This window comes from Paenibacillus massiliensis 2301065 = DSM 16942, assembly GCF_000377505.1.
Lineage (GTDB): Bacteria > Bacillota > Bacilli > Paenibacillales > Paenibacillaceae > Paenibacillus > Paenibacillus massiliensis.
This window is the reverse complement of sequence record NZ_KB898196.1, coordinates 70,550-96,178: the sequence shown is the minus strand read 5'-3', so window position 1 is coordinate 96,178 and position 25,629 is coordinate 70,550. Positions and strand designations below refer to the sequence as shown.

21 protein-coding genes are annotated in these 25,629 nt (G+C 49.0%); 18 read left to right on the top strand and 3 right to left on the bottom strand.

Features of this window, described 5'->3' with window-relative positions; all coding sequences use genetic code 11:
• Positions 1 to 27 precede the first annotated feature (27 nt).
• The 6 genes from D328_RS0121540 (at position 28) to D328_RS0121510 (ending at position 9,742) form a co-directional block, all read left to right on the top strand.
• Entirely contained in the window at positions 28 to 2,721 is a 2,694-nt protein-coding gene (locus tag D328_RS0121540) for an exo-rhamnogalacturonan lyase family protein (RefSeq protein WP_033413479.1), read from the top strand.
• 53 nt (positions 2,722 to 2,774) lie between these two features.
• Positions 2,775 to 3,500 carry a DUF1961 family protein gene (locus D328_RS0121535; RefSeq protein ID WP_026281319.1) on the top strand — a complete coding sequence of 242 codons (726 nt, stop codon included), beginning with the start codon at positions 2,775 to 2,777 and terminating at the stop codon, positions 3,498 to 3,500.
• Positions 3,501 to 3,800: 300 nt separating this feature from the next.
• Positions 3,801 to 4,604 carry a polysaccharide deacetylase family protein gene (locus D328_RS0121525; RefSeq protein WP_018887116.1) on the top strand — a complete coding sequence of 268 codons (804 nt, stop codon included), beginning with the start codon at positions 3,801 to 3,803 and terminating at the stop codon, positions 4,602 to 4,604.
• Between the two features lie 196 nt (positions 4,605 to 4,800).
• Positions 4,801 to 6,069, top strand: a complete 1,269-nt coding sequence (locus D328_RS0121520; RefSeq protein ID WP_018887115.1) for a hypothetical protein — start codon at positions 4,801 to 4,803, stop codon at positions 6,067 to 6,069.
• Positions 6,070 to 6,084: 15 nt separating this feature from the next.
• Positions 6,085 to 8,652 (top strand): glycoside hydrolase family 88/105 protein, encoded by a 2,568-nt coding sequence (locus D328_RS30425; RefSeq protein WP_018887114.1) that lies wholly within the window; start codon positions 6,085 to 6,087, stop codon positions 8,650 to 8,652.
• A 214-nt stretch (positions 8,653 to 8,866) separates the two neighbouring features.
• A complete protein-coding gene (locus tag D328_RS0121510) occupies positions 8,867 to 9,742 on the top strand; it encodes a hypothetical protein (RefSeq protein ID WP_018887113.1) in 876 nt (291 codons plus the stop codon).
• Positions 9,743 to 10,007: 265 nt separating this feature from the next.
• On the opposite strand, the gene D328_RS0121505 is transcribed toward D328_RS0121510, so the two are convergent.
• Together D328_RS0121505 and D328_RS0121500 are read right to left on the bottom strand one after the other, a co-directional pair.
• Entirely contained in the window at positions 10,008 to 11,039 is a 1,032-nt protein-coding gene (locus tag D328_RS0121505) for a ribonucleotide-diphosphate reductase subunit beta (RefSeq protein WP_018887112.1), read from the bottom strand.
• A gap of 25 nt (positions 11,040 to 11,064) precedes the next feature.
• On the bottom strand, positions 11,065 to 13,398 hold the full coding sequence (locus D328_RS0121500) for a ribonucleoside-diphosphate reductase subunit alpha (protein ID WP_018887111.1): 2,334 nt from the start codon (positions 13,396 to 13,398) through the stop codon (positions 11,065 to 11,067).
• A gap of 544 nt (positions 13,399 to 13,942) precedes the next feature.
• On the opposite strand from D328_RS0121500, the gene D328_RS0121495 reads away from it, so the two are divergent.
• The 11 genes from D328_RS0121495 (at position 13,943) to D328_RS0121440 (ending at position 23,760) form a co-directional block, all read left to right on the top strand.
• Positions 13,943 to 14,269, top strand: coding sequence for an MTH1187 family thiamine-binding protein (locus D328_RS0121495; RefSeq protein ID WP_018887110.1), 327 nt, complete (start codon positions 13,943 to 13,945; stop codon positions 14,267 to 14,269).
• An 81-nt stretch (positions 14,270 to 14,350) separates the two neighbouring features.
• Positions 14,351 to 14,743: a hypothetical protein gene (locus tag D328_RS0121490; protein ID WP_154659256.1), complete on the top strand. Its 393-nt coding sequence runs from the start codon at positions 14,351 to 14,353 to the stop codon at positions 14,741 to 14,743.
• Positions 14,744 to 14,930: 187 nt separating this feature from the next.
• Positions 14,931 to 15,326 carry a hypothetical protein gene (locus tag D328_RS0121485; RefSeq protein WP_018887108.1) on the top strand — a complete coding sequence of 132 codons (396 nt, stop codon included), beginning with the start codon at positions 14,931 to 14,933 and terminating at the stop codon, positions 15,324 to 15,326.
• A 306-nt stretch (positions 15,327 to 15,632) separates the two neighbouring features.
• Entirely contained in the window at positions 15,633 to 16,499 is an 867-nt protein-coding gene (locus D328_RS0121480) for a YitT family protein (protein ID WP_018887107.1), read from the top strand.
• 275 nt (positions 16,500 to 16,774) lie between these two features.
• On the top strand, positions 16,775 to 17,098 hold the full coding sequence (locus D328_RS29555) for a hypothetical protein (RefSeq protein ID WP_154659253.1): 324 nt from the start codon (positions 16,775 to 16,777) through the stop codon (positions 17,096 to 17,098).
• 440 nt (positions 17,099 to 17,538) lie between these two features.
• Positions 17,539 to 17,841, top strand: coding sequence for a hypothetical protein (locus D328_RS0121465; protein WP_018887104.1), 303 nt, complete (start codon positions 17,539 to 17,541; stop codon positions 17,839 to 17,841).
• Positions 17,842 to 18,525: 684 nt separating this feature from the next.
• Positions 18,526 to 20,004 carry an ATP-binding protein gene (locus D328_RS0121460; RefSeq protein ID WP_018887103.1) on the top strand — a complete coding sequence of 493 codons (1,479 nt, stop codon included), beginning with the start codon at positions 18,526 to 18,528 and terminating at the stop codon, positions 20,002 to 20,004.
• Entirely contained in the window at positions 19,994 to 20,668 is a 675-nt protein-coding gene (locus D328_RS0121455; RefSeq protein ID WP_018887102.1) for an NAD(P)H-binding protein, read from the top strand. Before D328_RS0121460 ends, D328_RS0121455 begins: the two co-directional genes overlap by 11 nt.
• 407 nt (positions 20,669 to 21,075) lie before the next feature.
• Positions 21,076 to 21,252 (top strand): aspartyl-phosphate phosphatase Spo0E family protein, encoded by a 177-nt coding sequence (locus D328_RS30835; protein ID WP_018887101.1) that lies wholly within the window; start codon positions 21,076 to 21,078, stop codon positions 21,250 to 21,252.
• 434 nt (positions 21,253 to 21,686) lie between these two features.
• Positions 21,687 to 23,093, top strand: a complete 1,407-nt coding sequence (locus D328_RS0121445) for a helix-turn-helix domain-containing protein (RefSeq protein WP_018887100.1) — start codon at positions 21,687 to 21,689, stop codon at positions 23,091 to 23,093.
• A 292-nt stretch (positions 23,094 to 23,385) separates the two neighbouring features.
• The gene (locus D328_RS0121440; protein ID WP_018887099.1) at positions 23,386 to 23,760 is read left to right on the top strand and encodes a RidA family protein; all 375 of its coding nucleotides are present in this window, start codon (positions 23,386 to 23,388) and stop codon (positions 23,758 to 23,760) included.
• Positions 23,761 to 23,921: 161 nt separating this feature from the next.
• Here the strand turns inward: D328_RS0121440 and D328_RS0121435 are convergent, their stop codons facing one another.
• Positions 23,922 to 24,677, bottom strand: a complete 756-nt coding sequence (locus D328_RS0121435; RefSeq protein WP_018887098.1) for a tryptophan-rich sensory protein — start codon at positions 24,675 to 24,677, stop codon at positions 23,922 to 23,924.
• A gap of 193 nt (positions 24,678 to 24,870) precedes the next feature.
• Here D328_RS0121435 and rnhA point away from each other — a divergent pair, with 193 nt between their 5' ends.
• Positions 24,871 to 25,542 carry a ribonuclease H gene (gene rnhA / locus D328_RS0121430; protein ID WP_018887097.1) on the top strand — a complete coding sequence of 224 codons (672 nt, stop codon included), beginning with the start codon at positions 24,871 to 24,873 and terminating at the stop codon, positions 25,540 to 25,542.
• The last annotated feature ends 87 nt before the right edge of the window (positions 25,543 to 25,629 follow it).

The following is a 25,629-nucleotide window of genomic DNA, read 5'->3' as shown; positions in this document are numbered from 1 at the left end:
AAGCAGCTTCACTATAAGGAGATGATTATGTTGAACATGGTGCCAAGGATTCCTCTACGCTGGCTACATAAGCCGACCATCACCACAGGAGTAACCTGGGGGGTGCCGTGGAGAAAAGGAGAGCTGTCTCGCAAGGAGTTGCCCCACTTGGTCGCAAGCAGGCAGAAACATGATGTCGAGCTCCCACTACAGAGTCGCCCAGGCGCCTACTGGCCCGACGGCAGCATCAAGTGGTCCTTCCATACCGCCATCTGTGAGGATTCCCAAGTTGGAGATGAAGAATGGATTCTGACTGAGGCAACAGATCCCAAGGATCTAGATGCAACAGAGATACAAGCCCTTCATCCCCGAGTGGCTGTTCAGGAGACGCAGGAGACCTTCATCATAGACACAGGTGTTATGACCTGTATAGTGAACAAGCAGGGACGAGGGTTGCTCCGCAGTATCCACCGAAGATCAGGTGTGGCAATCCCTGTCTCCACAGTAAGCGCTCCGGATACAAATGGAATGGTACAGCTGTGCGATGGGGGCGAATTGGTCTGTATACGTGAGGTGCAGGATCGGGTCTCCGGGACCGTGACGATCCGGGAGGAGAGCTTCGCGGGGCATACCCGGAATGTTTTACTGGAGCAGGATGGTCCGCTGCAGGCTGTGCTGAAGCTGGAGGGAAGACACCGTTCCGTATCCAACTTAGGTTCGCGGGAATGGCTGCCATACACGCTGCGTCTGTATTTCCATGCCGGACTGGATTCTATAAGGGTGGTACATACCTTTCATTACGATGGGAACCCGCATCAGGACTATATCAGAGGACTCGGAATACGGTTCAGCATTCCTATGCGTGGGCCGCTCTATAATCGCCATGTTCGTTTTGGTGGTGACCGTGGCCTGTTCAGTGAATCGCCCAAGACGTTGCATACCCGGCGCACGAAGGGGAAATATCAGGAGCTGTTCACAGATCAGACTGAGGGTCGCCCCGTAGCCTTCGACGCGGATGAGGATGCCTATTTTCTCAGCCTGCTCGCGGATTCGGCGACCTGGAACGGCTTCAGGATCGTACAGGACTCCGCAGATCACTACCGGATCGTCAAGCGCACAGCTGAGGGCAATGCCTGGATCAAGGCAGCCGAAGGGCGTCGTGCTGGTGGTCTGGGGTACATTGGCTCGGAGGGTGGCGGCGTAGCAGTAGGACTGAAGGATAGCTGGCGCAAATATCCCTCAGGCATGGAGATTGAAGCAGCCGCGACGGATAGCGCAAGCTTGACGGTCTGGTTCTGGTCCCCGGAAGCTGGAGCTATGGACCTAAGGCATTACGATACGGAAACGCATGTGGAATCATCCTATGAAGGAGCGGAGGAGCTGCGAGCGACACCGTATGGGATTGCGAACACGAACGAGCTGACGCTCTGGTGCACGGAGCAGACACCAGACAGGGAAGGGCTGGCGCGAATGCAGACAGCGGTGGATACGCCTGCAAGGCTCGTGTGTACACCGGAGTATTACCATGAGGCCGCTGCCTTTGGGATCTGGAGTCTGCCAGATCGAAGCACACCGTCCAAGAGCTATCTGGAGGATCGGTTGGATGGGATTATCGAATTCTATCTGGAGGAGATCGAGCAGCGTAGATGGTACGGCTTCTGGGACTATGGCGACTTCATGCATAGCTATGATCCAGTGCGGCATGTCTGGAATTACGATCTGGGTGGCTGTGCCTGGCAGAACGGTGAGCTGGTGCCGAATATGTGGTTGTGGCTGACGTTCTTGCGGACCGGACGCGCAGATGTATTCCGAATGGCCGAGGCGATGACTCGGCATACGAGCGAGGTGGATTCCTACCATTTTGGAGAATATGCTGGCTTGGGCTCGCGTCATAACGTCATTCACTGGGGCTGCGGCTGCAAGGAAGCACGGATCGCCATGGCAGGCCTCCACCGCTATTATTACTATCTGACCGGGGATGAGCGGATCGGGGATGTTATGGATGATGTGAAGGATGCGGATTTCAGTACCGTGACACTGGACCCGATGCGGGCTTATTTCCCGAAGGACGAATTTCCGACTCATGCTCGGGTAGGACCAGACTGGGCGGCCTTCAGCTCGAATTGGATGACAAGGTGGGAGCGATTCGAAGATTCGGCTTACCGTGACAAGATTCTGACGGGGATCGAATGCATCAAGGGAGCGAATCTGCGCTTGCTGTCGGGACCTACCTATGGCTACGATCCCAAGACCGGGATGCTCTACGGCATGGGGGACGACAATTGGGGCAGACACCTCGCCATTAGTATGGGCGGTCCGCAGGTCTGGTTCGAGCTGGCAGCCATGCTGGAGGACCCGGAGTGGGAGGATATGCTCGCGGAATTCGGTGTCTTCTACAATCTGCCACAGGAAGAGAAGGACGCCATCACAGGTGGGATCATCAATGGTCCACTTCGCTTCGAGCACGCTGTACTGAGTGTGGGTATTGCTGCTTATGGAGCGTATTACCGACAGGATACGGCTACGGCTGAGCGTTGCTGGAGCATTTTGCTGGCCAATCCGTTCGGGCGTGTGAATCTGCAGCATGAAGCTGCACGAGTGCAGTATGTCCATGAGCTGAGTGAGATTGACTGGATGAATACCAATGAAGCCTCGCAGTGGTCCATCAATGCCATTATTAGCCTAGAGCTGATCGCTGCTGAACTGCCTGAGGATGCAGCGGCGATTGCTGCTCGTGCCTAAGAGGTATGGGCTCTGAATGGATGCCAGAGAAAAGCAAACGGGAGGTGGAGGATATGACGCACACTGAACGTCCTGTCTTGATTCCACAGCAGTGGGAACGAGTCTATTATAATCCACTCGCATCTCCGGCGGATGTTAGCAACTTCCGTCTGGAGGGGCAGGGGGCTGTGACCTTCCCAATGGGGCGAATGCGGCTCGAAAGCACACTGGACCCGAAGGAAGGACAGCGGGCCAATGTCGTATATTGGTGCCCCGTGAGCTTCCCGGCAGATTGTGCAATCACTTGGCGCTTCCGTCCCTTGCGGGAACCTGGGCTGGCCATTATGTTCTTCGCAGCCCGCGGCCAAGGCGGACGGGATCTGTTCGATCCTGCATTGGCAGACCGTACTGGTGAATATGACCAATATCATCACGGGGATCTCAATGCATTTCATGTCTCGTATTTCCGTCGAATGTGGGCGGAGGAACGCGGCTTTCATACCTGTAATCTACGGAAAAGCTACGGCTTCCATCTGGTAGCACAGGGCGCCGATCCGCTCCCGGGTGTGGAGGACATGCGAGATACGTATGACATTCTGGTGCTGAAGCAAGGTGCAGAGCTTACTTTTGCCATCAACGGCTTGCCGATCTTTCGTTGGATAGATGATGGGGAGAGCTATGGTCCATTGCTTGGAGGTGGGTATATTGGCTTCCGACAGATGGCACCGCTGATTGCGGAATATGCCGATCTGTCTGTGTATGCACCACTGGCATCGTCTCAAGCAGAAGACCTTCAATAAGCAAGAGAAATGGTCATGGAGCAGCCTACCGGATCGCATGATCGCATGTTGGCTGTATAGATGGAGCATGAGTAAGAATGAGTGAGTATGGGGAAGTGTGAAGAAGCAAGATGGAGAATGAAGAAGAACAAGGAAGAAGCAATAAAGAACAAGGAAGAAGCAATAAAGAGCAATGAAGAGCAATAAAGACAATAAAGAAGCAAGCGGAAGTAAACAGAAATACGAGGTGCGGCAAAGACATATGAGCACAATGAGCATAAGGGACATGGAAGTTGATATAGAAAAGGAGTGCATGCGATCATGCCTAGCATTTATTACTGTTATCCGCAAGGTCGGCATAAAGCGCTTACCATGAGCTATGACGATGGGAAGCGAGCCGATGAACGACTCGTAGGCTTGTTCAACCAATACGGCATCAAAGGTACCTTTCACCTGAATTCAGGTCTGCTGGACCAGTCTGAGCGGATTCCTGCTGATGAGCTTGTGGAGCTGTACCGTGGTCACGAGATTTCTGTGCACACCCAGACGCATCCTACACTCGCACGGTGTCCCATGGAGCAGATCATCCATGAAATTGTTGAGGACCGCAAGTATTTCGAGAGCCTGCTGCGTACACCCATTCGAGGAATGTCCTATCCGAATGGTTCCTATAACAAGGATATAATAAGCGTTCTTCCGTCGCTTGGGATGGAGTATGCACGTGTGGTGCCGACCACCCGAGGTGGGTTCGGGCTGCCTGAGGATTGGCTGGAGTGGAAAATGACCTGTCATCATAACGATCACCTGATGGAGCACGGGGAGAATTTTGCGGCCCTGCACAAGCGGCATTACCTGTACCTGATGGCGGTATGGGGACATAGCTATGAGTTCGATCAGGACAACAACTGGGAGGTCATGGAGCGTTTTTGTGAGCTCCTAGGACACCGTGAGGATATCTGGTATGCGACGAATATTGAGATCGTCCATTATCTAAAGGCGTGTAAGCAGCTGATCTTCTCCGCTGTTCGTGATTTTGTCTACAATCCAGGGGCTTCCTCCGTGTGGCTGGCAGTTGATGGCTCGATCGTGGAGGTTCCCGGGGGAGCTCAGGTGGATCTGGACTAGCTCCTTGACCATATTAGACGTGAGTGTAGAGTCGCTGTAAGCGGGGAGCCCCTCTGAAATCATTTTTGATCGGTCAAGGCATAGAGTTGTTGCTTCAATTGAGGGATGTATCTGCTAAGGAGTGTATCTGCTCGAACTCGACTGTATTCGTAAAGATGGCATGTATTCGTGTGAAGAAGAGACAGGAGGACTGGTTATGGAAGCAATTATTCAAGAGTTGGCTCCACATTGTCTTGCGGATATTGATATTACGGCTGCTGGCCCGCGGTGCAAGCTGCTACTGGGCGATCTGAATGGAGATGGACGCGCGGAGCTGCTGCTCGTGCAGCCAGACAACCGTCAGGATGTACGCTATATTCCGCATCAGGTGCAGTGTCTCACGGCTTACGATCTGGAGGGAAGGCTTCTATGGCAGACAGGGAAGCCTGACCCGGGTGCAGGGAAGCAGGGCTCAGATTATCCTGTTCAAATCTACGACATTGATGGCGATGGACAGCTTGAGGTGCTGTGTGTAATGGATGGACGTTTTCATATCTTAGACGGTAACACTGGGCAGGTAAAAGCCGTGCATGAACTTCCGTCCGAGCATGCACATGACTGTATTATCATTGCCAATCTGACAGGGGGGGACCATCCCTCGGATATTATCCTCAAGGATCGGTATCACCAGCTATGGGCACTTGACCGGGACTTCAATCTGCTGTGGACACATAAGGGGAATGTAGGGCATTTCCCGTGGGTGTATGACCTGGATGGAGATGGGCTGGATGAGGTAATGGCCGGGTATGATCTGCTGGATGCCAAGGGACAGCTGCGCTGGAGCTGCCATGATCTGGACGATCATGCGGACTGCATCTGGGTCGGTGATGTCAATGGCGATGGACTACCTGAGCTGGTCATCGGCGGCAGTGTGACGGTGATGTACGATCGGAATGGACAGGAGCTGTGGCGGTACGAAGGCTCGATTGAATCTCAGCATTTGGCTCTGGGACGATTCCTGAAGGATCAGCCAGGACTGCAGGTAGCCGGGCTCGATCGGATGGTACGGGAGGATGATGGCAAAGGATTAAAGGGCAAGGATGCCCTGTTCCTGCTGGATCACGAAGGCCGTGAGGTGTGGAAGGAAGAACGCACGACAGGCGGGTGGCTGACGATTGTGGAGACGGTAGGTCACTGGGATCAGGACGCACTGGATTACATTCTGGCCTATCGTCGGGGCGGAGGCGTGTATCCGGGCCTCTATGACGGTGAAATGAACAGAGTTGTGCAGTTCCCTCATGAAGGCTATGCTGCACACGGGGATTTGCTGGGAACCGGACTTGAGCAGGTCATTATCTATGATGATGAGACTGCAAAGGTTTTTGCCTCTGCACCTATGGAATTGACCCCGGCTGCTGCCAAGCCATTGAAGCAGAGCAAGCGTCTTTATAGTTCAACATTGTATCCTGGTGGAGAATGGGTGTGAGAGGAGGAGCGGACGATGAGCAGATTGGTTGAGAAGAATGCGGACAATACGAAGGATGTAAAAGATTTAAAGGCTTTACCTGCTACGATCCATTCAAGCATGGCTGTCCAAATAAGCGATGCCTCGGCTCACATTCCGGCGTATTTTCCTCCTCACCATAGTATAAGCCGATATGCGGGAACGCAGATCGAGCAGGTGCTGACAGCTGTCGCTGGGCGCTTCGTGGGTGCACACCCGGCTCACCCCCCGGTGTACCGTGTCCATTCGGAGCGCGGCTTCCGGCGCTTGCCGGATTGTCGCTATGATATGAATCTGCATGAGAGATTCCCATCTGTACAACCGGGTGAATTCGTCTATGTATGGGGAAAGCTGTGGAGTGACACGGAGGCTGAGCTCCCGTTTGCGATCAGCTGCTATAGTCCCGCCCGGGTCTATATCAATGGGAGAAGCGTATTTCGTTCCAATCTGAACGAGGATGTGTTCCCTGAGCGGCGGAGCTATTTCCGGGCTAAGCTGGATGCGGGCTGGAATCATATTGTACTGGAATTTGTGGCTGTCGGCACAGGCTGCGGCGGTATGTTCGGCACAGGCAGTGTGAAGGGAGCCCCGCTGCACTTCCTGATGCCGACTGACGAGCATAGCGGCTGTGAAGGTTGGCTATACAGTGCTCCACAGCAGCAGCGGTGGAGCGTGTGGCCTGGTCAGTCTATTGCAGAGTCGTCTGTAGCCAATATGCCTCATGGGCAGAAGGCAACCGTCTCTCATGCGATGAAGGACGGAGGAGCAGATGCCAGCGAGGAGGTATCCTCTGCCTCTTCCTCATGGGGGCATGAAGAAGCTGACTTTGCCGTAAAATATACGTGGTATCCTGACCTCCGCTGGACTGAGCAGGAGCAGCAGGAGGGGCAGCTTTCTCGTATCTTGGGTGTGAAGCAGGATGCCGTAGCGTTCTCCTGGTGTAGCATTGAATCTATGAGTCCAGAGCCGATCCTTGTGAAGCTATATGGGTCCTGTCGGGCCATCTCGTCCCTTGCGGTGTACCTTGACGGCACACTGGTCAGCAACAAGGCGCAGGATCGTGACCAGCTAGTCGTTCCGTTGCGACTGGAATTTGGTCGCCATGAGCTGATTGTGGAATCCGTATGTGACGGTGAAGGCTGGGGCTTCGAGCTTGAATTAGAGTCAGACGCAGACATGGGTCCAGATCTAGACTCAGCCTTTGATGATACCGCTTCAACGGTATCCATAGCTGGAGCCGTTACAACAGCTGATTCCGGTCCGACCCGTCCAGCCAATACACAAGCAAGGCGGGAGCACAGCACGATCAATAATGCTGCCATTCAAAAGGTCCGTCTCGTACAGCCTTATCGTATTGAGGGCTCGACTGATCCGTGGCTGCATCTGGGGCCATTCGAGGTAGAGGATGCTCCGTCTGTAGCCTCTTTACCTACAGTTCGTGCGCTGCTGGGCGAGGGGGCCTCAGCCCAATTCTGGCGTGTGGATCAGCCCGACAGTTGGGTGCGTCCATATACAGAGACGGCGATGTATGGACGCTGGAACTATCCGCTGGGGGTCACGCTATATGGTCTGCTTGCCACAGGACAGGAGCTGTCACAGCCTTATTTTGCAGATTATGCACAAGGGCACATCGAACAATGTACTTCATTGCATACCTATGCGGTCTGGGACCGCGATCGGTTCGGAGCACCAGGAATTAACCATCAGCTCACCTTGATAGATTCGCTGGATGATTGCGGCTCCTTCGGTGCCGCCATGCTGGTAGCCCATCGAATGCGTCCATTGCAGGGAGCTGAGAGGGCCGCAGCAGATATCGCTGCTTATATCACACAGGTGCAGGATCGGCAGGAGGATGGCGCTCTATACCGTGCAGCAGGGACTACGGATTTCATGAAGGATACGATATGGTGCGATGATCTGTACATGAGCACGCCGTTCCTGACGGAGTATTACCGATTGACTGGAGAGGTAGCCTATCTGGAGGATGCGGCTCGGCAGTTCCTGCTGTACCGCAAGCGGATGTTCCAGCCGGAGCTGGGCATCATGCATCATGTCTATGATATCAAGTTCGACAAACCCAACGGGGTGCCGTGGGGCCGAGGGAACGGCTGGGTTATTTTCTCCCTCACAGAGCTGTTGACCGTGATGCCAGAGGAGCATGAGCTGCGGGAGGAGCTGCTTCATTTCTGGAATGAGCTTGCCTATGGGTATTTGCGGTTGCAGGATCAGCAGGGCTTGTGGCATCAGGTGCTCACCGACCCTGAATCGTATGCGGAGGCATCATGTACATCCATGTTCATCTATGCGTATGCGCGTGGTGTGCGTCTGGGCTGGGTAAATGAGCCGGATATGTTCATGTCCGCAGCTCAGCGTGGCTGGGAGGGCCTGTCCCGCTACTGTATCGACAAGGGTGGCAACGTGTATGGTGTCTGCCGCGGCTCCGGCTATTCCTTCAACAAGCTGTATTATAAGGAAGAGCTGGATTGGCAGCTCAATGACACACATGGGATTGGAATTGTGCTACTGGCTGGCGTGGAGCTGCTGCGTCTTAAGCGGAGTATCTAGGGTATCAACATTGCAACTAAATATTGAATTCGCTAGGAGCACTGTTAATGACGGTGCTTCTTTTATTAGATAAGGCCTACCTATAAAAAGGGTGTTGTGATTGTTCTCATTCGATTTTTAGAATGCCCATTATATGGGGCAATTAAAATATTTGATTTTATTAATTAGAATTCTTGAAATATAATTACAGTGAAACAATGAGCTTGTTTCTTTCGTGAATAGAATTGTACAGTCTTATAATTTTAAAAAGGGTGGTTATGTGAGCGAAAGCTTTATTATTACAGTGATAAATTCACTATTTCCAAACTCTCAGTTTGTAATGTTATATATTCTACTCTCATTAGCAGTCATATGGATGTATAGGCAATTCCGAATATCTATAGTTGAAAATCAAAAAAATAATGTAATAAAAATAGAGAGAGCAATTGAATCGTATTCTGAACTTGAGACAGTAATACGAAAAGTGCTCAAAGGGAATGCTGAATTTGTAATTATTGATGTTATTATTACAAAAGCAAGTACATATCTTCCGTCTGATCTATTGAAAGATTATTATAGTTTAGTGGCGATTGAAGATAATATGGAACTGGATAGATTAGATCTCCTACAATCATTCCATAAGAAAATTAAGGATGAAATAATTAAATTAAAGAAGATGCAATTAGATCCTATTACGTATAGAAAAAATGGTGGGATGATGGATTTAATTGAAATGTATTATAAAACGAAGCTAGCATCACTGTTTGAGCCATTGTTCCATACAGTAATTAATTTAGTTATTTTAACTTTAATATTTACTATCTTTACAGTTGTTTTAACCACTAATGAATTCACGGATAAAGTTTATTTTATTTCCATCCTTATTTCATTTGTGTTTTTTAGTTTAGTGTTAGATTTGATAGTGTCTGAGTTCTTTATGAAAAAACGCTTTGACTATTCCTTCAAAAACTGGACTGCATTCAGTCTTTTTATTGTTATTCCTATTTCATTGGTGTTCTGGGACAAATGGTATATTGGAATTGTCATTTTTATTTTTATTTTTCTATATGTCTTATATGCTTTGAAATATAGTATTAAAAGTGATGAATAGTTACAACAATTACATTATTATTCAATTAATTCAACGTGATAATCATCTGCAAGATGCTAGATTGAGCGTAATGATTTAAGAGACATGATTAAAACGATTACTCAAGCTGAGATCTTTCTTCGATGTCATTTATTTGAAAATTTAGCTTAAATTTTCTAAATCAAAAAGCGCGATTACGGGGTAAACCCGCAACTCGCGCTTTTACTATGTGATCATTGTAAGGTTATACAATGATAATGATCTGCCCTAGCAAGCTATTCTTAGCTTACAGATCGTCAAATCCGTTATCGTCGCCCACTTTACCGTAGTTACGGGATTTGGCTTCGAAGAAGTCGGTCTTGGTCGCATTCAGCGCTTCATCCGAGAATGGCTTGATCCACGGCATGCAGTTCACATCCACACCTTCGTAGGCTTTCTCCATACCCATCAGACGGAGACGCTTGTTCGCGATGTACTTGATGTAATCAGACAGCTCATTGAGATCAATACCGCGAACATTAGGCAACGTGTAAAATGCCCAGTTTGTCTCCAGTTCCACGGCGCGGTGGATCGTGCTGTAGACATAGTCCATGTTCTCCTTGGTGTTCAGCTCCGGGAAGTCTACCAGCAGCTGCTTGAATACTTCCGCGAAGAAGTAGCAGTGCTGATTCTCGTCACGCTGAATGTAAGAGATCATCTGGCTGGTGCCCATCATCTTCTGGTCACGTGCCAGATTGTAGAAGAAGGCGAAGGTACTGTAGAAGAAGATACCCTCCAGAATCAGGTCCGCTACCATGGATTTGAAGAAGGTCTGCGGATTAGGATTGTCCCGGAACTCCTGATAGATGTTAGAGATAAAGGTGTTGCGTTCGAGCAGCACCGGATCATGCTTCCAGTACTCGAAGATTTCCTTCTGCTCCTGCTCGGATACGAGCGAGGAGAGAACATAGGAATAGGATTGATTGTGTACAACCTCTTGCTGTCCGATAATGGCTGCTACAGCCTCCAGGGAGGAGTCGGTGAAGTAGCGCTTCACATCTCCCACGAACATGGTCTGCATGGAATCAAGTACGGCCAGCAAGCCGATGTTGATCTTGAAGGTACGCTGCTCTTCGGCGTCCAGCAGCGGGAACTGTGATGCATCCTTGGACATCGGGATCTCATCAGCAATCCAGTGGTTCAGGAGCAGCACCTTGTACAGCTTGTACATGTGGGGCATCCGAATATCGTTCCAGTTGAGAATGCCGGAGCATTCTCCTTCTATAATACGAGTCGAGCGGTTAGGCGCTTCGGTGTTAAATATTTTTTGCAACTGCATGGGTGAGTCTCTCCTTCAGTTGGGTTTAGGATGCGCAGCTATCGCATTCCTCAATCGTCAGCGCACGGCTGCGAACATAATAGGTCGATTTCATACCGGATCTCCAGGCATGCAGGTGCAGCTCCAGGAATTCAGTAGCTTTGATGTCTGGACGAACGTACAGATTGAAGCTTTGTCCCTGGTCGATATGACGCTGACGAGCTGCTGCCATGTTGATGGAAGCGTGCTGGTCTACGAGGAACGCTGTCTTGTAGTACCAGATGGTATTCGCGTTCAGGTCTGGTGCAGGGTTAGCGATCTTGTAGGTCGTCTTCTCTTCATAGGACAACAGCTCATAGAGCGGATCAATACTGGCCGTAGAACCAGCGATGATCGAGGTGGAGCCGTTAGGCGCGATCGCGAACAACCAGGCGTTGCGTACACCATTCGTCTGCACCTCTGCAGCCAGCTCGCTCCACTGCTCAGTCGTCACGAATTTGCCTGGACGGGTACCATCTGTGTAATGGCGGGAGGTAAAGTATTGTCCATTCTCCCAGTCAGAGCCTGCGAATTTCGCATAACGGCCCTTCTCCTTCGCCAGCTCCATGCTGGATCTGACAGCGAGATAATTGATCTTCTCGTACAAATGATCATTATACTCTACTGCCTCATCGGACTCCCAGCGGATGCCCTCCAGAGCCAGCAGGTGATGAAGACCAAAGGTTCCAAGGCCCACGGCCCGGTATTGGCTATTCGTATATTGAGCCTGCAGCACCTCAATATTGTTGATGTCGATAACGTTGTCCAGCATGCGCACTTGAATAGGCACTAGACGATCCAGCACGCCTGCAGGTACTGCACGAGCCAGATGGATGGAGTTCAGGTTACATACGACGAAATCTCCAGGAATTTTGGAAATAACGATGCGTGTCTGACCATCCTTGGTTACGAGCTCTTCCTTCTCTACCACGGTTGGAGATTGGTTCTGCATAATCTCCGTACACAGGTTGGAGGAATATACCATGCCATGAACGCGGTTCGGGTTCGCACGGTTCACGGTATCACGATAGAACATATATGGTGTCCCCGTCTCCAACTGGGACTTCAGCACGCGTTTCATAATGTCGATCGCCTGCACGGTAATCCGGGACAAGGTTGGATGATTCAAAGCTTCCTCGTACTTCTCGCGGAATGAGCCTGCTCCTGCTGTCTCGTCGTAGAAATCCTCCAGCCCCAGCGGACGACCATTCTCATCGGTCCAGCCCATGACCTTCTTGACTTCATGTGGACAGAACAGACTCCATTCACCGCGACTCTCCACGCGCTCCATGAACAAGTCAGGCAGGCAGACACCGTGGAATACATCATGCGCACGCATACGCTCATCACCATTGTTCAGCTTCAGGTCAAGGAAGGCCAGAATATCCTTATGGAATACATCCAGATATACCGCAATGGCACCCTTACGTGTTCCAAGCTGGTCTACGCTGACAGCCGTATTGTTCAGCTGGCGAATCCATGGGATGACGCCGGAGCTGGTGTTCTTGTGTCCACGGATGTCAGAGCCTCTAGCGCGAACCTTGCCCAGGTATACGCCGATACCGCCGCCCATTTTGCTGAGACGAGCTACGTCTGTATTGGAATCAAAGATACCCTCTAGGGAATCGTCTACGGTGTCAATGAAACAGCTAGAAAGCTGTCCGGCCACCTTCTTGCCTGCATTGGACATCGTCGGTGTAGCAGCCGTCATATACATGTTGCTCATCGCCCAGTAAGCTTCCTTAACCAGCTCCATGCGGCGCTCCGCTGGCTCCTGGTGCATCAGGTACATGGCGATGACCATGTAGCGCTCCTGCGGCAGCTCCATGACCCGACCGTCAAAATCATGAGCAAGATACCGCTCGGATAGAGTCAATAGTCCGATGTAATCGAACAGCAGATCGTTCTGGTATTCGATGCACTCACCAAGCTCGTCGATCTGCTCCTTGCTGTAGCAATCGAGCAGCTCCTGACGATAGATACCTTTCTTCACCATCTCGGTAATGAGCGGGTAGAAGGCACCGTATGGATTGTCGTGGTAGGACTTATAGCGGCGGTTATAGGCTGCCTTCTTATACAGGGAAGTGAGTAGAGAGCGAGCAGCTGCGAATTTCCAGTCTGGCTCTTCCTTGGTCACGAGCTCCAGGGCAGACATGATGAAGGCATTGCTAATCTCGTCTCCAGTGACCTCGTCACGGCGCAGCTTGGAGTTAACCCCGCGCAGCAGGCGTTCCTTATCAAGCTGATTCAGGCCGTTCAGCGCCCGATCGGCATAGACGGACAAACGCATCTCGTCGAAAGCAAGCTGGCGGTTATTAGGTTTGGTCACGGTGTGTGGCATGGATGAATTCCTCACTTTCATGGGATGAATAATTTGCGATATGAATAACTCAAGGGATAAATGATGATTGGGCTGTTCGATAGATCGAAAGCAACGATAAGAGGAGCATCACACTGTGAGCCATGGTCGGCAGAAGCGTATGCTGCAATCTGTTGATGGTGTTAGCCTGCTTATAGAAGTGGAAAATATATGTAAATCTATAGGCTTAAGGACAAAATCGTCTATTTCCGCTTCCGCACTATATTTAGATACTGTTTAAATAGGTTACCCCAATATATAGTGTTTTGCAAACAGAAAATTCGAAAGACGCAATGACGATTATAGCAAAATTCCAAGCAAAAGGTAAAGGATATTGCTGGTTATCGTTCAAATTGCAAGCTTTTGAGAGTTAGAATGAGTATGCCGAAGTTTGGCTCAAATTTGAACTTTGTGGAACGATTTATAATCGCCTTCTTGTTCCTCTCAACCTGAGCCCAATTGAATTGGCAGGCTGCAGACTGGTAGAATAGAGTTTAGATGATCCAATTTGAAGGAGGAGCAGCCAATGGCAATCGCTGAAGTGACCGTCATCCCAATTGGTACTGGAACTACAAGTCTGAGTGACTATGTGGCAGATATGCAGCGCGTACTGGCTACGCAGAAAGGAATCTCCTACGAGCTTACTTCGATGAGCACGATCATTGAGGGATCGCTTGACGATGTATTTACTGCAATTGCTGCGCTACATGAAGCGCCGTTTCAAGCAGGGGCAGGACGGGTGTCCACCTCGGTGAAGATTGATGATCGTCGTGACAAGGAATCCTCGCGTAGCCTGAAGCTGCAATCGGTCACCTCCAAGCTGTCGGCGTTGCGTAGTAAGGACCTGAATTAGATATGTCTGGTGCTGGACTGGACCACGGCTATTCATACATACATAGGGGAACAATCGGTAACAGGATAACTATTCCCGCTCTTGAGCAGCATTAGTGTCTCCAAGAAGGCCAAGTCAGCGCGAAACTCAAGACAAAGTACTCCGCTGCATCGTAACCATCTCTACACCTGGGCATATACTGCTCGGGTAAAGGAGATGGGCGATGTGCTATTTGCCATACTGCAATTGATCGGCGGTGTCATCTTATCCGTAGGCTGGGTGCCCCAAATTGTATTGATGTGTAGAGAACTCTCAGCCAGGGGGCTCCATTTGAACACCGTTATATCCATGTTCACTGGGGTTCTGCTAATGGAGATCTATGCATTGGATCTCATCACTAGCGGCACCGGGTATGCTTTCCTGATTACGAATACGATGTCACTCCTGCTGTTGTCTATTGTCTTGTTTCTGGCGCTGTGGTATCGGAGGAAGTAAGTTTTGGCGCGGCAAAATCTGCTCGTATACTCCATCACCATGATGTGGAGAATTAGTGCTGGCTAGACAACCCGATCAAGATCTTGTTGTCTCTGCCATTGATAGGTGATATGAATATCCCATGTTGTGGTGATGTTAGTTCGCGTTTACCATTGGTACATATGATCTTCCTTTTTGAGGTGATAAAATGATATATAAAACGGTTGAGTCAATGCATTCTGTCTGGGTGTCGAAGGAGCCTTCATTTGAAAAAGTTAAATTGAACTTTATTGCGAAAAAAGGCGGTTCTAAATTCGAGAAAGATTTCAAAATAAAAAACAGATTTATAGATTACGATCAGGCTATTTCTCTATGGTTACCTGAGGGGGGTTTTTCTGGTTTTGAGAGCATAGTGGATGAAGTTAAGGCTGCGTGTAACAAAGATATTGGTTACGAACACATAACATACATTTTTGCTCTTGATGAATTTGAATATGATGCTTCCGTACAAGAAAACGATACATTGAGATTTGTAGGAAACATTGCTTTACATTTGAAAATTAGAGATTGGGCTGCAGAAAGAAGAGAAAGAGAAGGTTATTAAGATCAATTTCTCATATGAATTAACGGAATCCGGAGACTCCGCTTTGGACTTTCCGGTTTCTTTGTATCTAACTACGGTGCTTGAAGGTCATGATTGGGCGAATGAGGCTTTTGAAGGTCCTTTAGGATATTGCGCTGGGTATGGGGTAGAATGTATAGGTGTCATGTTTGACCGGCTTCCAGCCTATGGACCGGTCTTTTTTGTACCTGATGAGTAGAACGGATAACGACTTGTAAGGATGAAGCATTTACCAAGTGGTTGAAAAATATTAAAATTAAGCTAATCTGCTTGAAGAAAGGATTGGTTATGGTACATAAACCCAAGAAACTTACACCCACTGAATTGCTATTGAAGTTCCTCTTTATTACAGCGGGAGCAATTCTGGCAGGGGTGTCACTGGAGCTGTTTCTCGTTCCGAATGCGATTATTGACGGCGGGATTACAGGGATTTCTCTAATGATTGCAAATGTGACCGGACTTCCACTCGGGATCTTTCTGTTCGTTCTGAATCTTCCGTTCCTGTTCATCGGATACAGACAAGTAGGCAAGACCTTTGCCTTGTCAGCTCTATACGGGATTGTGATTCTGTCGCTTACAACCGGCTATCTCCACCATGTAGAGGCCTTCACAGATGACAAGCTGCTCGCAGTATTATTCGGAGCACTGCTACTGGGATTGGGAGTCGGTCTGGTGCTTCGCCTGGGAGGGACTACCGACGGTGCTGAGATTCTGGCGATCCTGATCTCCAAAAAAATCAACATCTCCGTCGGACAGATCATTCTCATCATTAACGTGGTTATTTTCATCGTGGCAGGCTTTATTCTGGGCTGGGATTCGGCGATGTATTCCATCTTTACGTTCTACATTGCCTCGAAGGTCATGGATATCGTCGTTGAAGGTCTGGATGAATCCAAATCTGTCACGATCATTACGAGTGAATACGAGGAGATGTCCGAGGCTATTATGACACGTCTGGGCAGAAGCACTACCTACCTGTACGCCAGAGGAGGCTTCACCAAGGAGGAGACTCAAGTGATCTACTGTGTAGTCAGCAGACTGGAGCTGTCTACGCTGAAGAGCGTCGTGCAGGAAGTAGACAAGTCGGCCTTTGTCGCCGTCGAGGATGTGGCTGACGTGTATGGCGGTGGCTTCACCAAGAAGGGCGCACATTAAGAAGCAGGCTGCATAGAACTGTTAAGGTGGAAATCAGACGAGGGTACCCTGAGCCTTGGAGGCAAGGGGTGCTCTTCGTTGTATTAAGCAATAGTGTAGATTTATATCAGCTCTACTCGCTTATTTGATCTGGTCCAGGCGCTAATAAAAGACGGTTCAGAAAGCAGGGCTGCGGTTGGAGGATGGACTGCAGTCTGTTACAATATGATTGCACAAATAGTGATTTAGATGACGGATTGCAGGACGATATTAGTTCTATGTGTAGAGGAGTGAACATGTTGGGAAATTCAATTTTGATAGAAGCCTTGCTGTACTGGCTGCTGCTGATCGTTGCGGCGGGGAGTGTCGTGCTGGTCGCAGGCAAGAAGCGAATTGCTAGTCTGATTATTCTCAGCCCGATTGTGCTATTCAGTACACTGATGATCATGCAGGGGGCAAGCTACACGATATCGAACGGGATTCAGCAAGAGGATGTTCGAGGTATTTCCCATACGTTGGCTGTTGCGCTTTCCTGTATCTTTTTTGTAGTTGCTATCATTATCGTTCTGGTGAAGCGTAGAGGCGGTAAGCCTGGTGAACCCAGCAAAAGCAGCTCTTAAGGTATAATCAGACTTACAATAAGGGTATACAACAAGTAGGAGGCGATTGTGATGTCACAAATGACCCATTTGTTGTATATCCTGTTTTTTTCAGCACTGGCTCTTGGAGGCATTGGCAGTATCGCATGGTGGATGTATTCTGTAGGCCGCCAGGAGAGAGACAATGGTTGATGAACCAAGGCATATATGGGGCAGAGCACAGCTTCAGTTGAAGCTGTGTTTTTTTTGGATGCGGCACAGGGTTGCCAACAGCATTAGTAGCTGTTAAAATAGGAACAAATGTTCTTGTTTTCTAGAGTTATTTTTGGTGATCATTTTGTTGGGTCACTTATGTTCAACTGCTTATGTTGAGATCATGTTGGTGGTTGGTGTGGTGTTGCTTTCTAATTCATGCAAGCAGATAGAATATGTTTTATTCCAGTTCATGAAGGAGGGGTTCCATGCTGCCAGATCTTGAGCGCAAGCTACTGCGTATCCTGTACAATTTCTATGCGCAGCAGCGGCGGATGCCCAATGAACGAGAGCTTCAGGTGAGGACTGGGCGGAGCAAGCAGGAGATAACGAACGCCTTCATCCATTTGGAGCAGCAGGCGTATATTCGATGGGACGACAAGTCCTCTTTTATGCAGGCGGTCATTCTGGAGGGATGGGAGCGTCCCGAGGGAAACACCCAGACCAAGAGACCCTTGCCTCAGCGCCCTTCACAAGATGATGAGGCCTATAGATACTGGACCGATTATTAATCCTTGTAGAGGTGTTTAATTTAATCTTTCTTTAAGGTTCATATCATTTGATTTTAAGGTAGGCCGCCTATACTACAGATATTAACCCCTTTCTTTCATCAAGTGTGAATGAACCCGCCCATACTGGACGGGTTATTTTTTTGCCCAGTGAGTCTCTTCGGCTCATTTTATTGGAAAAAAAGACCGCCCTACCATCTAAGATGGGGGCAGTCTCTCTGTGGCGACGTACACACTTGTCAGCCTGTATTCTATATACTAACCCCTTGCCACCTTCGCTAGTATGAAGGCAGTTACCATCCCGGTAACAGGGCATTCGATTCCATCAATTCATTTGCCAAACGACGAAAGCCCTACCTCTCTTCCATCCTTGCGGCTCCGATGACCGCGCCAGTGTGAATGCAAAATATACTGCAAAAAGCTCAAAATTCTACACGTTGGGTGATGAAAAAAATTGAATGAACTCCAGCGGTGAGCGGAGTGTACTTGTTGCGAGGAATCATATGGGGTTAAATCATACATTTATCACTATAACATATAGTGCGCTAAAAGTAAATCATTAACTTTCAAGATGAAAATTCGATACCTTAGCACGAGTGTCGAATCAAATCACTTCATGGTATGATGGAAGAGTATGTGAGCCATCCCTAGGTTAGGGACTTCTATTCTGGATAGCAGGGGGAAGCTATGGAATATTCAAAGATGTTCCTGCTGAATTTAGGTATGCTGATCGCAGTGGCATACTGTGCGAACGTATTTTATAAATATGTACTGACCAAGGCCTCTACCGCTGTAAAATATGTGAGTTCTGTCCTGTTCATCATTTTGTGTGGCTGGATCAGCTCCGCATTCGGCTTTAATTTTAACGAGGAAGTTATCTTCGACCTCAGGTTCGTCCCGCTGATCATCGCCATATTGGTCTATCCTCATGCCTCTGTGCTGGTGCTGATCGGGGTGCTCACGGGACTAGTGCGCTTCACCCTTGGGTTCAATGAAGCTTCTATCGCGGGCTTTATCAATATGAGTATATTAGGAGTGCTTGGAGCCGGATTGAACTATTGGATGCGGCACTCCAGCTATCGACTTATCGTCAAGGCTTCCATTGTAATAGGAATTGTTAATATAGCGAATGTCATTAATATTGCGATGTTCGGGGTTATTCCTACAGCCCATTATTTGGGGCATATCGTGCCCTATACGCTGCCGTTAGGCATAGTGTTAAGCTATCTGTTCGCATTGATGCTGCGTGATTTCCAAATGGATCAAAGACGCAACCATCAGATTATCCAGGCCAACCGTCTGCTCTCAAGGCAGAGGGACGAGCTGCAGCAGGCCAAGCTGATTCTGGAGGAACGAGCCAAGCAGCTAATGATGGCTTCCAAATATAAATCCGAATTCATGGCAACCATGTCTCATGAGCTTCGTACTCCGCTAAATAGCATCATTAACCTTGCCCAGATTATTAACGAGCAGGGTAAGGAGATGGAGGAGGACAGCCTTAAGCAATATTCAGGTATTATCCACGCATCAGGACAAGATCTATTGCAGCTGATCAATGATATTCTGGATCTCTCCAAGGTGGAAGCCGGGAAAATGGAAATTGTCATGGAGCCCGTCAATGTGCTGGAGCTCGGCCAGGTCATGATGGTGAATTTTGAGATTACTGCCCGCAACAAGGGCCTGATATTCCAGCTAGAGACCTCTGAGGATTGCCCGGCCCAGATGAATTCTGACCCGCAGCGTATTCAGCAGATTCTGCGGAACCTGCTGTCTAATGCGTTCAAGTTCACTCATGAGGGCAGTGTGACATTGAGTATCCATAAGCGCAAGCTTGTAGAGCCTGAACTGGAAGGTGAATGGGTTGTATTTGCAGTGAAGGATACAGGGATCGGCATCTCTTCGGAGAAGCAGCATTATATCTTCGAGGCCTTCCAGCAGGCGGACGGATCGATTAGCCGCAAGTATGGAGGAACGGGCCTGGGATTGTCTATTAGTCGGGACTTGGCGCGTCTGATGGGAGGCTTTATTCGCTTGGACAGTGCAGAGGGCGAGGGGAGCACGTTCGCGTTGTATCTGCCCCTCTACACGTCAGAGTCCTTACCATTGGAGGAGTCAGGCCGCAAGCAAGGATATAGGAAGAGGAGAAGACAATTGCATGGATCGTAAGGGATTGATTATAGGGGCGACAGGACTGGTAGGAGGCCTGATCGTAAGAGAACTGCTGGAGAACCCCGCCTATGCAGAGGTGAAGGTCCTTACTCGTAAACCGCTTGGCATCCAGCACCCTAAGCTGACCGAGCACGTCATCTCGTGGGATGAGCTGGAGCAATCCGCTCATGTATTTGAGGGGGTGCATGATCTGTACTGTGCGCTTGGTACTACGATCAAGAAGGCGGGGTCGCAGGAGAGGTTCAGGCTTGTGGATCTGGAATATCCACTGCAGGCAGCGAAGCTGGCACGACAGGCAGGTGTCGTACAGATGCTCGCTGTCTCATCCGCTGGTGCCAATCCGCATTCACGAATCTTCTACAGCCGTACAAAAGGCGAGGCTGAGGAAGCGCTGGCCGAAGTGGGGTTGCCTGCATTGCATCTGTTTCGTCCATCCCTCATTCTGGGTGAGCGATCAGAGCGAAGAGCAGGCGAGCGGGCTGCTGCGGTTCTCATGAAGCTCACGTCACCACTATGGAACGGAAGGCTGTCTGCTTATCGGGCCATTCCGGCGGCAGCTATTGCCAAGGCAATGGTTCGCATAGCTCTAGCGGGTGCTAGAGGAGTCCATGTGTACCCGAATGAAGTCATTCACGCGCTGGGCTCCGATCCGACGCAGTGATCTATAACTATCGCTCATGAGAAGCGAACGAATACATGGGAGTGCTCTGTCTAACCGACAGGTACTCCCATTTTGTTAAGATAATAGAATGTAAGTTTTCAGCGGAGTTGAATCATTCGATTATCGTAAGAAAAACTTCAGCAAAAGACGGTCTGTCTCACATCCAGGGAGAATCGGGAGGTTCGAAACTACTTTTGTAAAAAAATCTGCACTTTCCATGATCGTTGCTGCTAAAAAATGGGTATATATAACATAGAAGACAAAAGATTATTTTTTTTGGCAATGTCAAAAAATTATAAACACATGTGACACTAAAGCTGAAGATGTAAGCCACGAGCCAGAGTAGGAGTGGACAGGCCTAATTTCGTAAGGTCTTGGCAAGAAACCTGATGAAAAGGAGGGGTATTATGGTGGAATTGAGAGAGCTGGAGGGGAAAATCGAGTACTTTCGTGAAAAAATGTTAGACTCTGCACATCAGTTTGGACGAACAGACGATCGAGTACTGAGAGCCTCCGAACAACTGGATGACCTCTTGAATCGTTACTGGTATGCCAAAAAACAATACAAAAAGCCTACAGCCTAGGAGGACAATGAGCAGACAACATAACGAAGAGGCCGTGGCAGCCTACATTGAGCAATTGAATATAGATTCCGGATAAGCGCAAGTTCACTGATTCTTGGTATTTTACGAGTCAGCGATACTTGTGCTTTTTTTCGATTCGATCCGAGCACTTCCGCTGAAAACAGACACTGAAAATAGTGAAAATAACAAAAGAAGTGGTTCCGTGGTCATGCTTTTCGACTTAGTAAAATTTGCCGTCGAGAAATAGCTAAAAAGTTTCATTGACCCCTGGTTAATTCTTACATATAATCTCAATAAATTCAAAAAAATACACTGTCTCTATATATGCTACCTAGAAGGGGGATAAAGTAACAAAATCGACTACATGCGTATTGCAGCAGGGAAAGTGAATTATAAGGTGATGTTCATATGTACTATGGTGGGAGGGAGCTAATGTGGAGGTTGGAAATAGACTGCGTTCGCTCATAGCGTCGTACTTAGAGCAGACGAATTGTTCACTTCAGGAATTCAGCAGACGCTGCGGACTGAATAAAGGGACTTTAAGTGCTATTTTGCGTTACCAGATTCCGAAACCGTTGTCGCTCAAGGAGCTGGACCGGATCACGGAGGCGATGGGGCACCCGGAAGGCGAGCTATACCCGATGTATCTGGAGGAGTGCGTTGTTGATAACAAATGGAAGCTGTCACGTCTGAAGCCTTATCTGCTGCAATGCGCACGCATGGGAAGATTGGATTGTATCCAATCGGCACTACCTGCTGTATTGGACGAGCTTGGGCATATCCCTGTTATTTTTTCAGTAGGAGAGCAGCTATACCAGGAAGGGTATCATAAGGAATCGGCTCCATTCTTCGAGGCGGTGGCCGAGAGTGAGCAGTATCAGCATGCAGAGCGACTCGCACGTAGCCACTATCGTTTGTTCATGCTGCAGCTAAGCGATGATTATGAGATGAACCTGCGCGCAGCGATTCGATTCGATCCATTCCGTAACCGCTTGCCGGAGGAAGAGCAGCCTGATGCTATGCTCCAACTGATTAATGTCTATTTTACACTGAATCGACTGGACCGGGTTCACGAGCTGGCGAATGAATTAAGCAACTATACTTACACCATGTATACATACGAATGCAAGAACAAGCCATATAACGAAGAAGAACGTACAACCAAGTATCCACTTGTGGTCTATTATGGCTATGCCTATCTGATGAAGGCAGCGGCGTGTGACAAGCAGAAGAAGTATCATGAGGCCAAGCAGTATACGCAGTACTACACAGATTTGAGCTGGTTCAAGGGATTGGGTGAGATGGGTAAGGCAGAGGTGCGCAAATTCAGCATTTGGGCCAAGGCCAACGGCTTCGCCTATGAGCTGATGACAGGCAATACGAGCGTATTGCCTGCTTACATTGCGTATATTGAGCATAATGAAGACGAGGTCCTGCCTGCACTGGAGAAGATTATGGAGGCTGCGAACCGCTACAGTCTGGACGTCAGCAGCATACTTGATCAATTCGAGGACCGAATCTCCACCTATATCGACAGCCAGCAAGCTAGCAGCAGCTATTATAATATGCACTTCACCCTCGAACGATTCGCCAATTTCTGTTATGAATTGTCATATTACTATTATCAGCAGCAAAATTTCGACCTTGCAGTAAAATATGTACTCCAAAGTTTGTCATCATCCATTAAAATGGGTGACAAGGCTGGTTTTATCAAATGTGTGACATTATTTGAAGAATTTAGACGGCATACACGTGTTGAAAATCAGCGGAGTTATGAAAATATGATCAGAGGAGTGCGTAAAAATGCGGAAAATGAAATGCTTTTTGTTACTTACGCTTAGTGCCGGTATTATATTCATTACTCCAGGATTAACAGTTGGGACAGGGGCCGCCGGAAATATGGGGACCTATACACACGGAGCAGGCGGGTATTAATCCGTCGACAGTCGTTATGTACATGACATGCCAATAGGATGATTGCAGGCTGAATCAGAATAGATGTCGTATGAGCAGGGTACCGGGCGTTTCGGTACCTTTTTCATATGGTAAGGTGAGGATAGCTTGTCCTACACCCTGAGCATAATGCTATAATAGGCTCAGTATTCAAAAAGATGACCGAAGGGAGTACATAATATGAAACCTATTTCGACAGAACGCGCACCTGGCGCAATCGGCCCGTATAGTCAGGCTATGCAGGCAGGCGATTTTATTTTTACCTCAGGTCAACTGGGACTTGATCCAGCAACTGGTGAGTTCGGTCAAGGTGTAGAGGAGCAGGCACGACTTTCCCTGAATAATGTCAAGGCTATTCTCGAAGAGGCGGGCAGCAGCTTGAGCAATGTAGTTAAGACTACAGTGTTCCTCAAGGATATGAACGATTTTGCCAAGGTGAACGAAGTGTACAGCTCCTTCTTCGAGCAGCCATACCCGGCAAGAAGTGCAGTTGAGGTGGCACGTCTTCCAAAGGATGCTTTGGTGGAGATCGAGACCATCGCACTGAAGGGTTAATCGTTACTTAGATATAATACAGGAAAAGGGGACTGTCCGCGTAGTGATAAGACTACGGTGGATGATCCCCTTTTTTGTGAAGAGATTGGATGTGTTATTATTCAGCCGAGCTAGACGATTGAATCATTGATTCAATCATTCAATCAGCACAGATAACTCCGCTAATCGCGATCCTGACTACGGGCGAATAGCAGCCAGATGGAATAGATCAGGATCAGGGCCGCCAGAATAAGGGCTGCAAGATAGACGCTCTGCGTACCTCGCTGCTCGACGGCTATGGCAATATAGGCCCATACGAACACGAGCGGATAGATACTGTCCCTGTATGGGAAGCTGACCAGAATCGCCAAGGCTGCTCCTATGCAGAGGACAATGACGGCCCAGGTGCTGTCGCTCAGGCCCCAGCCACTCCATTGATTCTTCTCCAGTGTAATGGCCACGTTGAGAATTGTAGCGACAGATATCCAACCCATATAGAGGCTGAATGGGAGTCGTACGAACCATATTTCTCCGGAGCTCGGATAAGATACCCTGGTGGCACGATAGATTTTGATGAGTGACAGAAGCAGCAGGAGCATCACGAGGAGAGCCAGTTCAATATAGAGATTCTGCCACAGGAAAATCCAGGTGATATTGAACAGACAGCTCAGAATGAAGAAGACTCCGATGCCCTGTACAGAGTCCCGGGATTGGCCTCGGGGCAAAGCCTGATAGATTACGAATCCTGCCAGCAGCAGATAAATGACCGACCAGATCGAGAAGGCGTAGCCCGCTGGAGTAATCAGCGTTGGATACATGTCCGAGACAGCCGATGTGCTGCGACCTCCGATCGGCAGTGCCATGGCCAGATAGTTGGTCACGATGACCGCAACATAAGCAATGATATTCCACCATTTCAAGGGATGGCTTCGATGCATTTCGAAATCCTCCTAACTGAAGTGAATGTTCGCTCTACGGTCATTTGCGATGACCAGCGGGTCAAGAATGATCTATTATGAATATACCCATTTTGCCCACATGTAACATATGACATGATAAAATGTTATGTTGGACAGGTTCATTTGATGATCATGAAATTTAAAAACTAATCTTTTCATACATGGAGGATCTATGGCTAACCAAAAATTCTATGTTGTCTGGGAAGGGAAGACACCAGGTGTCTATACAAGCTGGGCTGAGTGTCAGACGCAGGTGAGCGGTGTAACGGGGGCGAAGTTCAAGGCTTTTCCGTCCAAGGCAGAGGCGGAGAAGGCATTTGCCCACGGCTGGAAGGGAATCTGGGGTAATGTGGCAGGTACAGGCAAAACCTCCTCGGGAAGCAAGGGCTCCAGTGCAGGCAAGGGCACAGCACATTCAGGAGGAGCACCAGCAACGGACATTGATTATGACAGCATTTCGGTGGATGTAGGCACACGCGGAAATCCGGGTCCAGTGGAGTATAAGGGGGTCGACACCCGCACTGGTGAGGTACTGTTCTCTTGCGGGCCAATTGCCAAGGGGACGAACAATCTGGGCGAATTCCTGGCCATCGTGCATGGACTTGCGTATCTCAAGAATCAGAACAGCAACAAGACAGTCTATAGCGACTCGGTCAACGCCCTGAAATGGGTCAGACAGAAGAAGGCCGTCTCCACTTTGCCGCGCGATGAATCGACACGAGAGATCTGGGATCTGGTAGACCGCGCGGAGCGGTGGCTGCAGAATAATACGTATACCAATAAAGTAGTCAAGTGGGAAACCAAGAGCTGGGGAGAAATCAAGGCGGATTACGGGAGAAAGTAGCTCCCCTTTCAGCTCAGTCCCTTCATTCGCGCGAATACTAGTAGGGCTGATCTCCCCAAAAAGCGTCTCCAGAATACCGGGGACGTC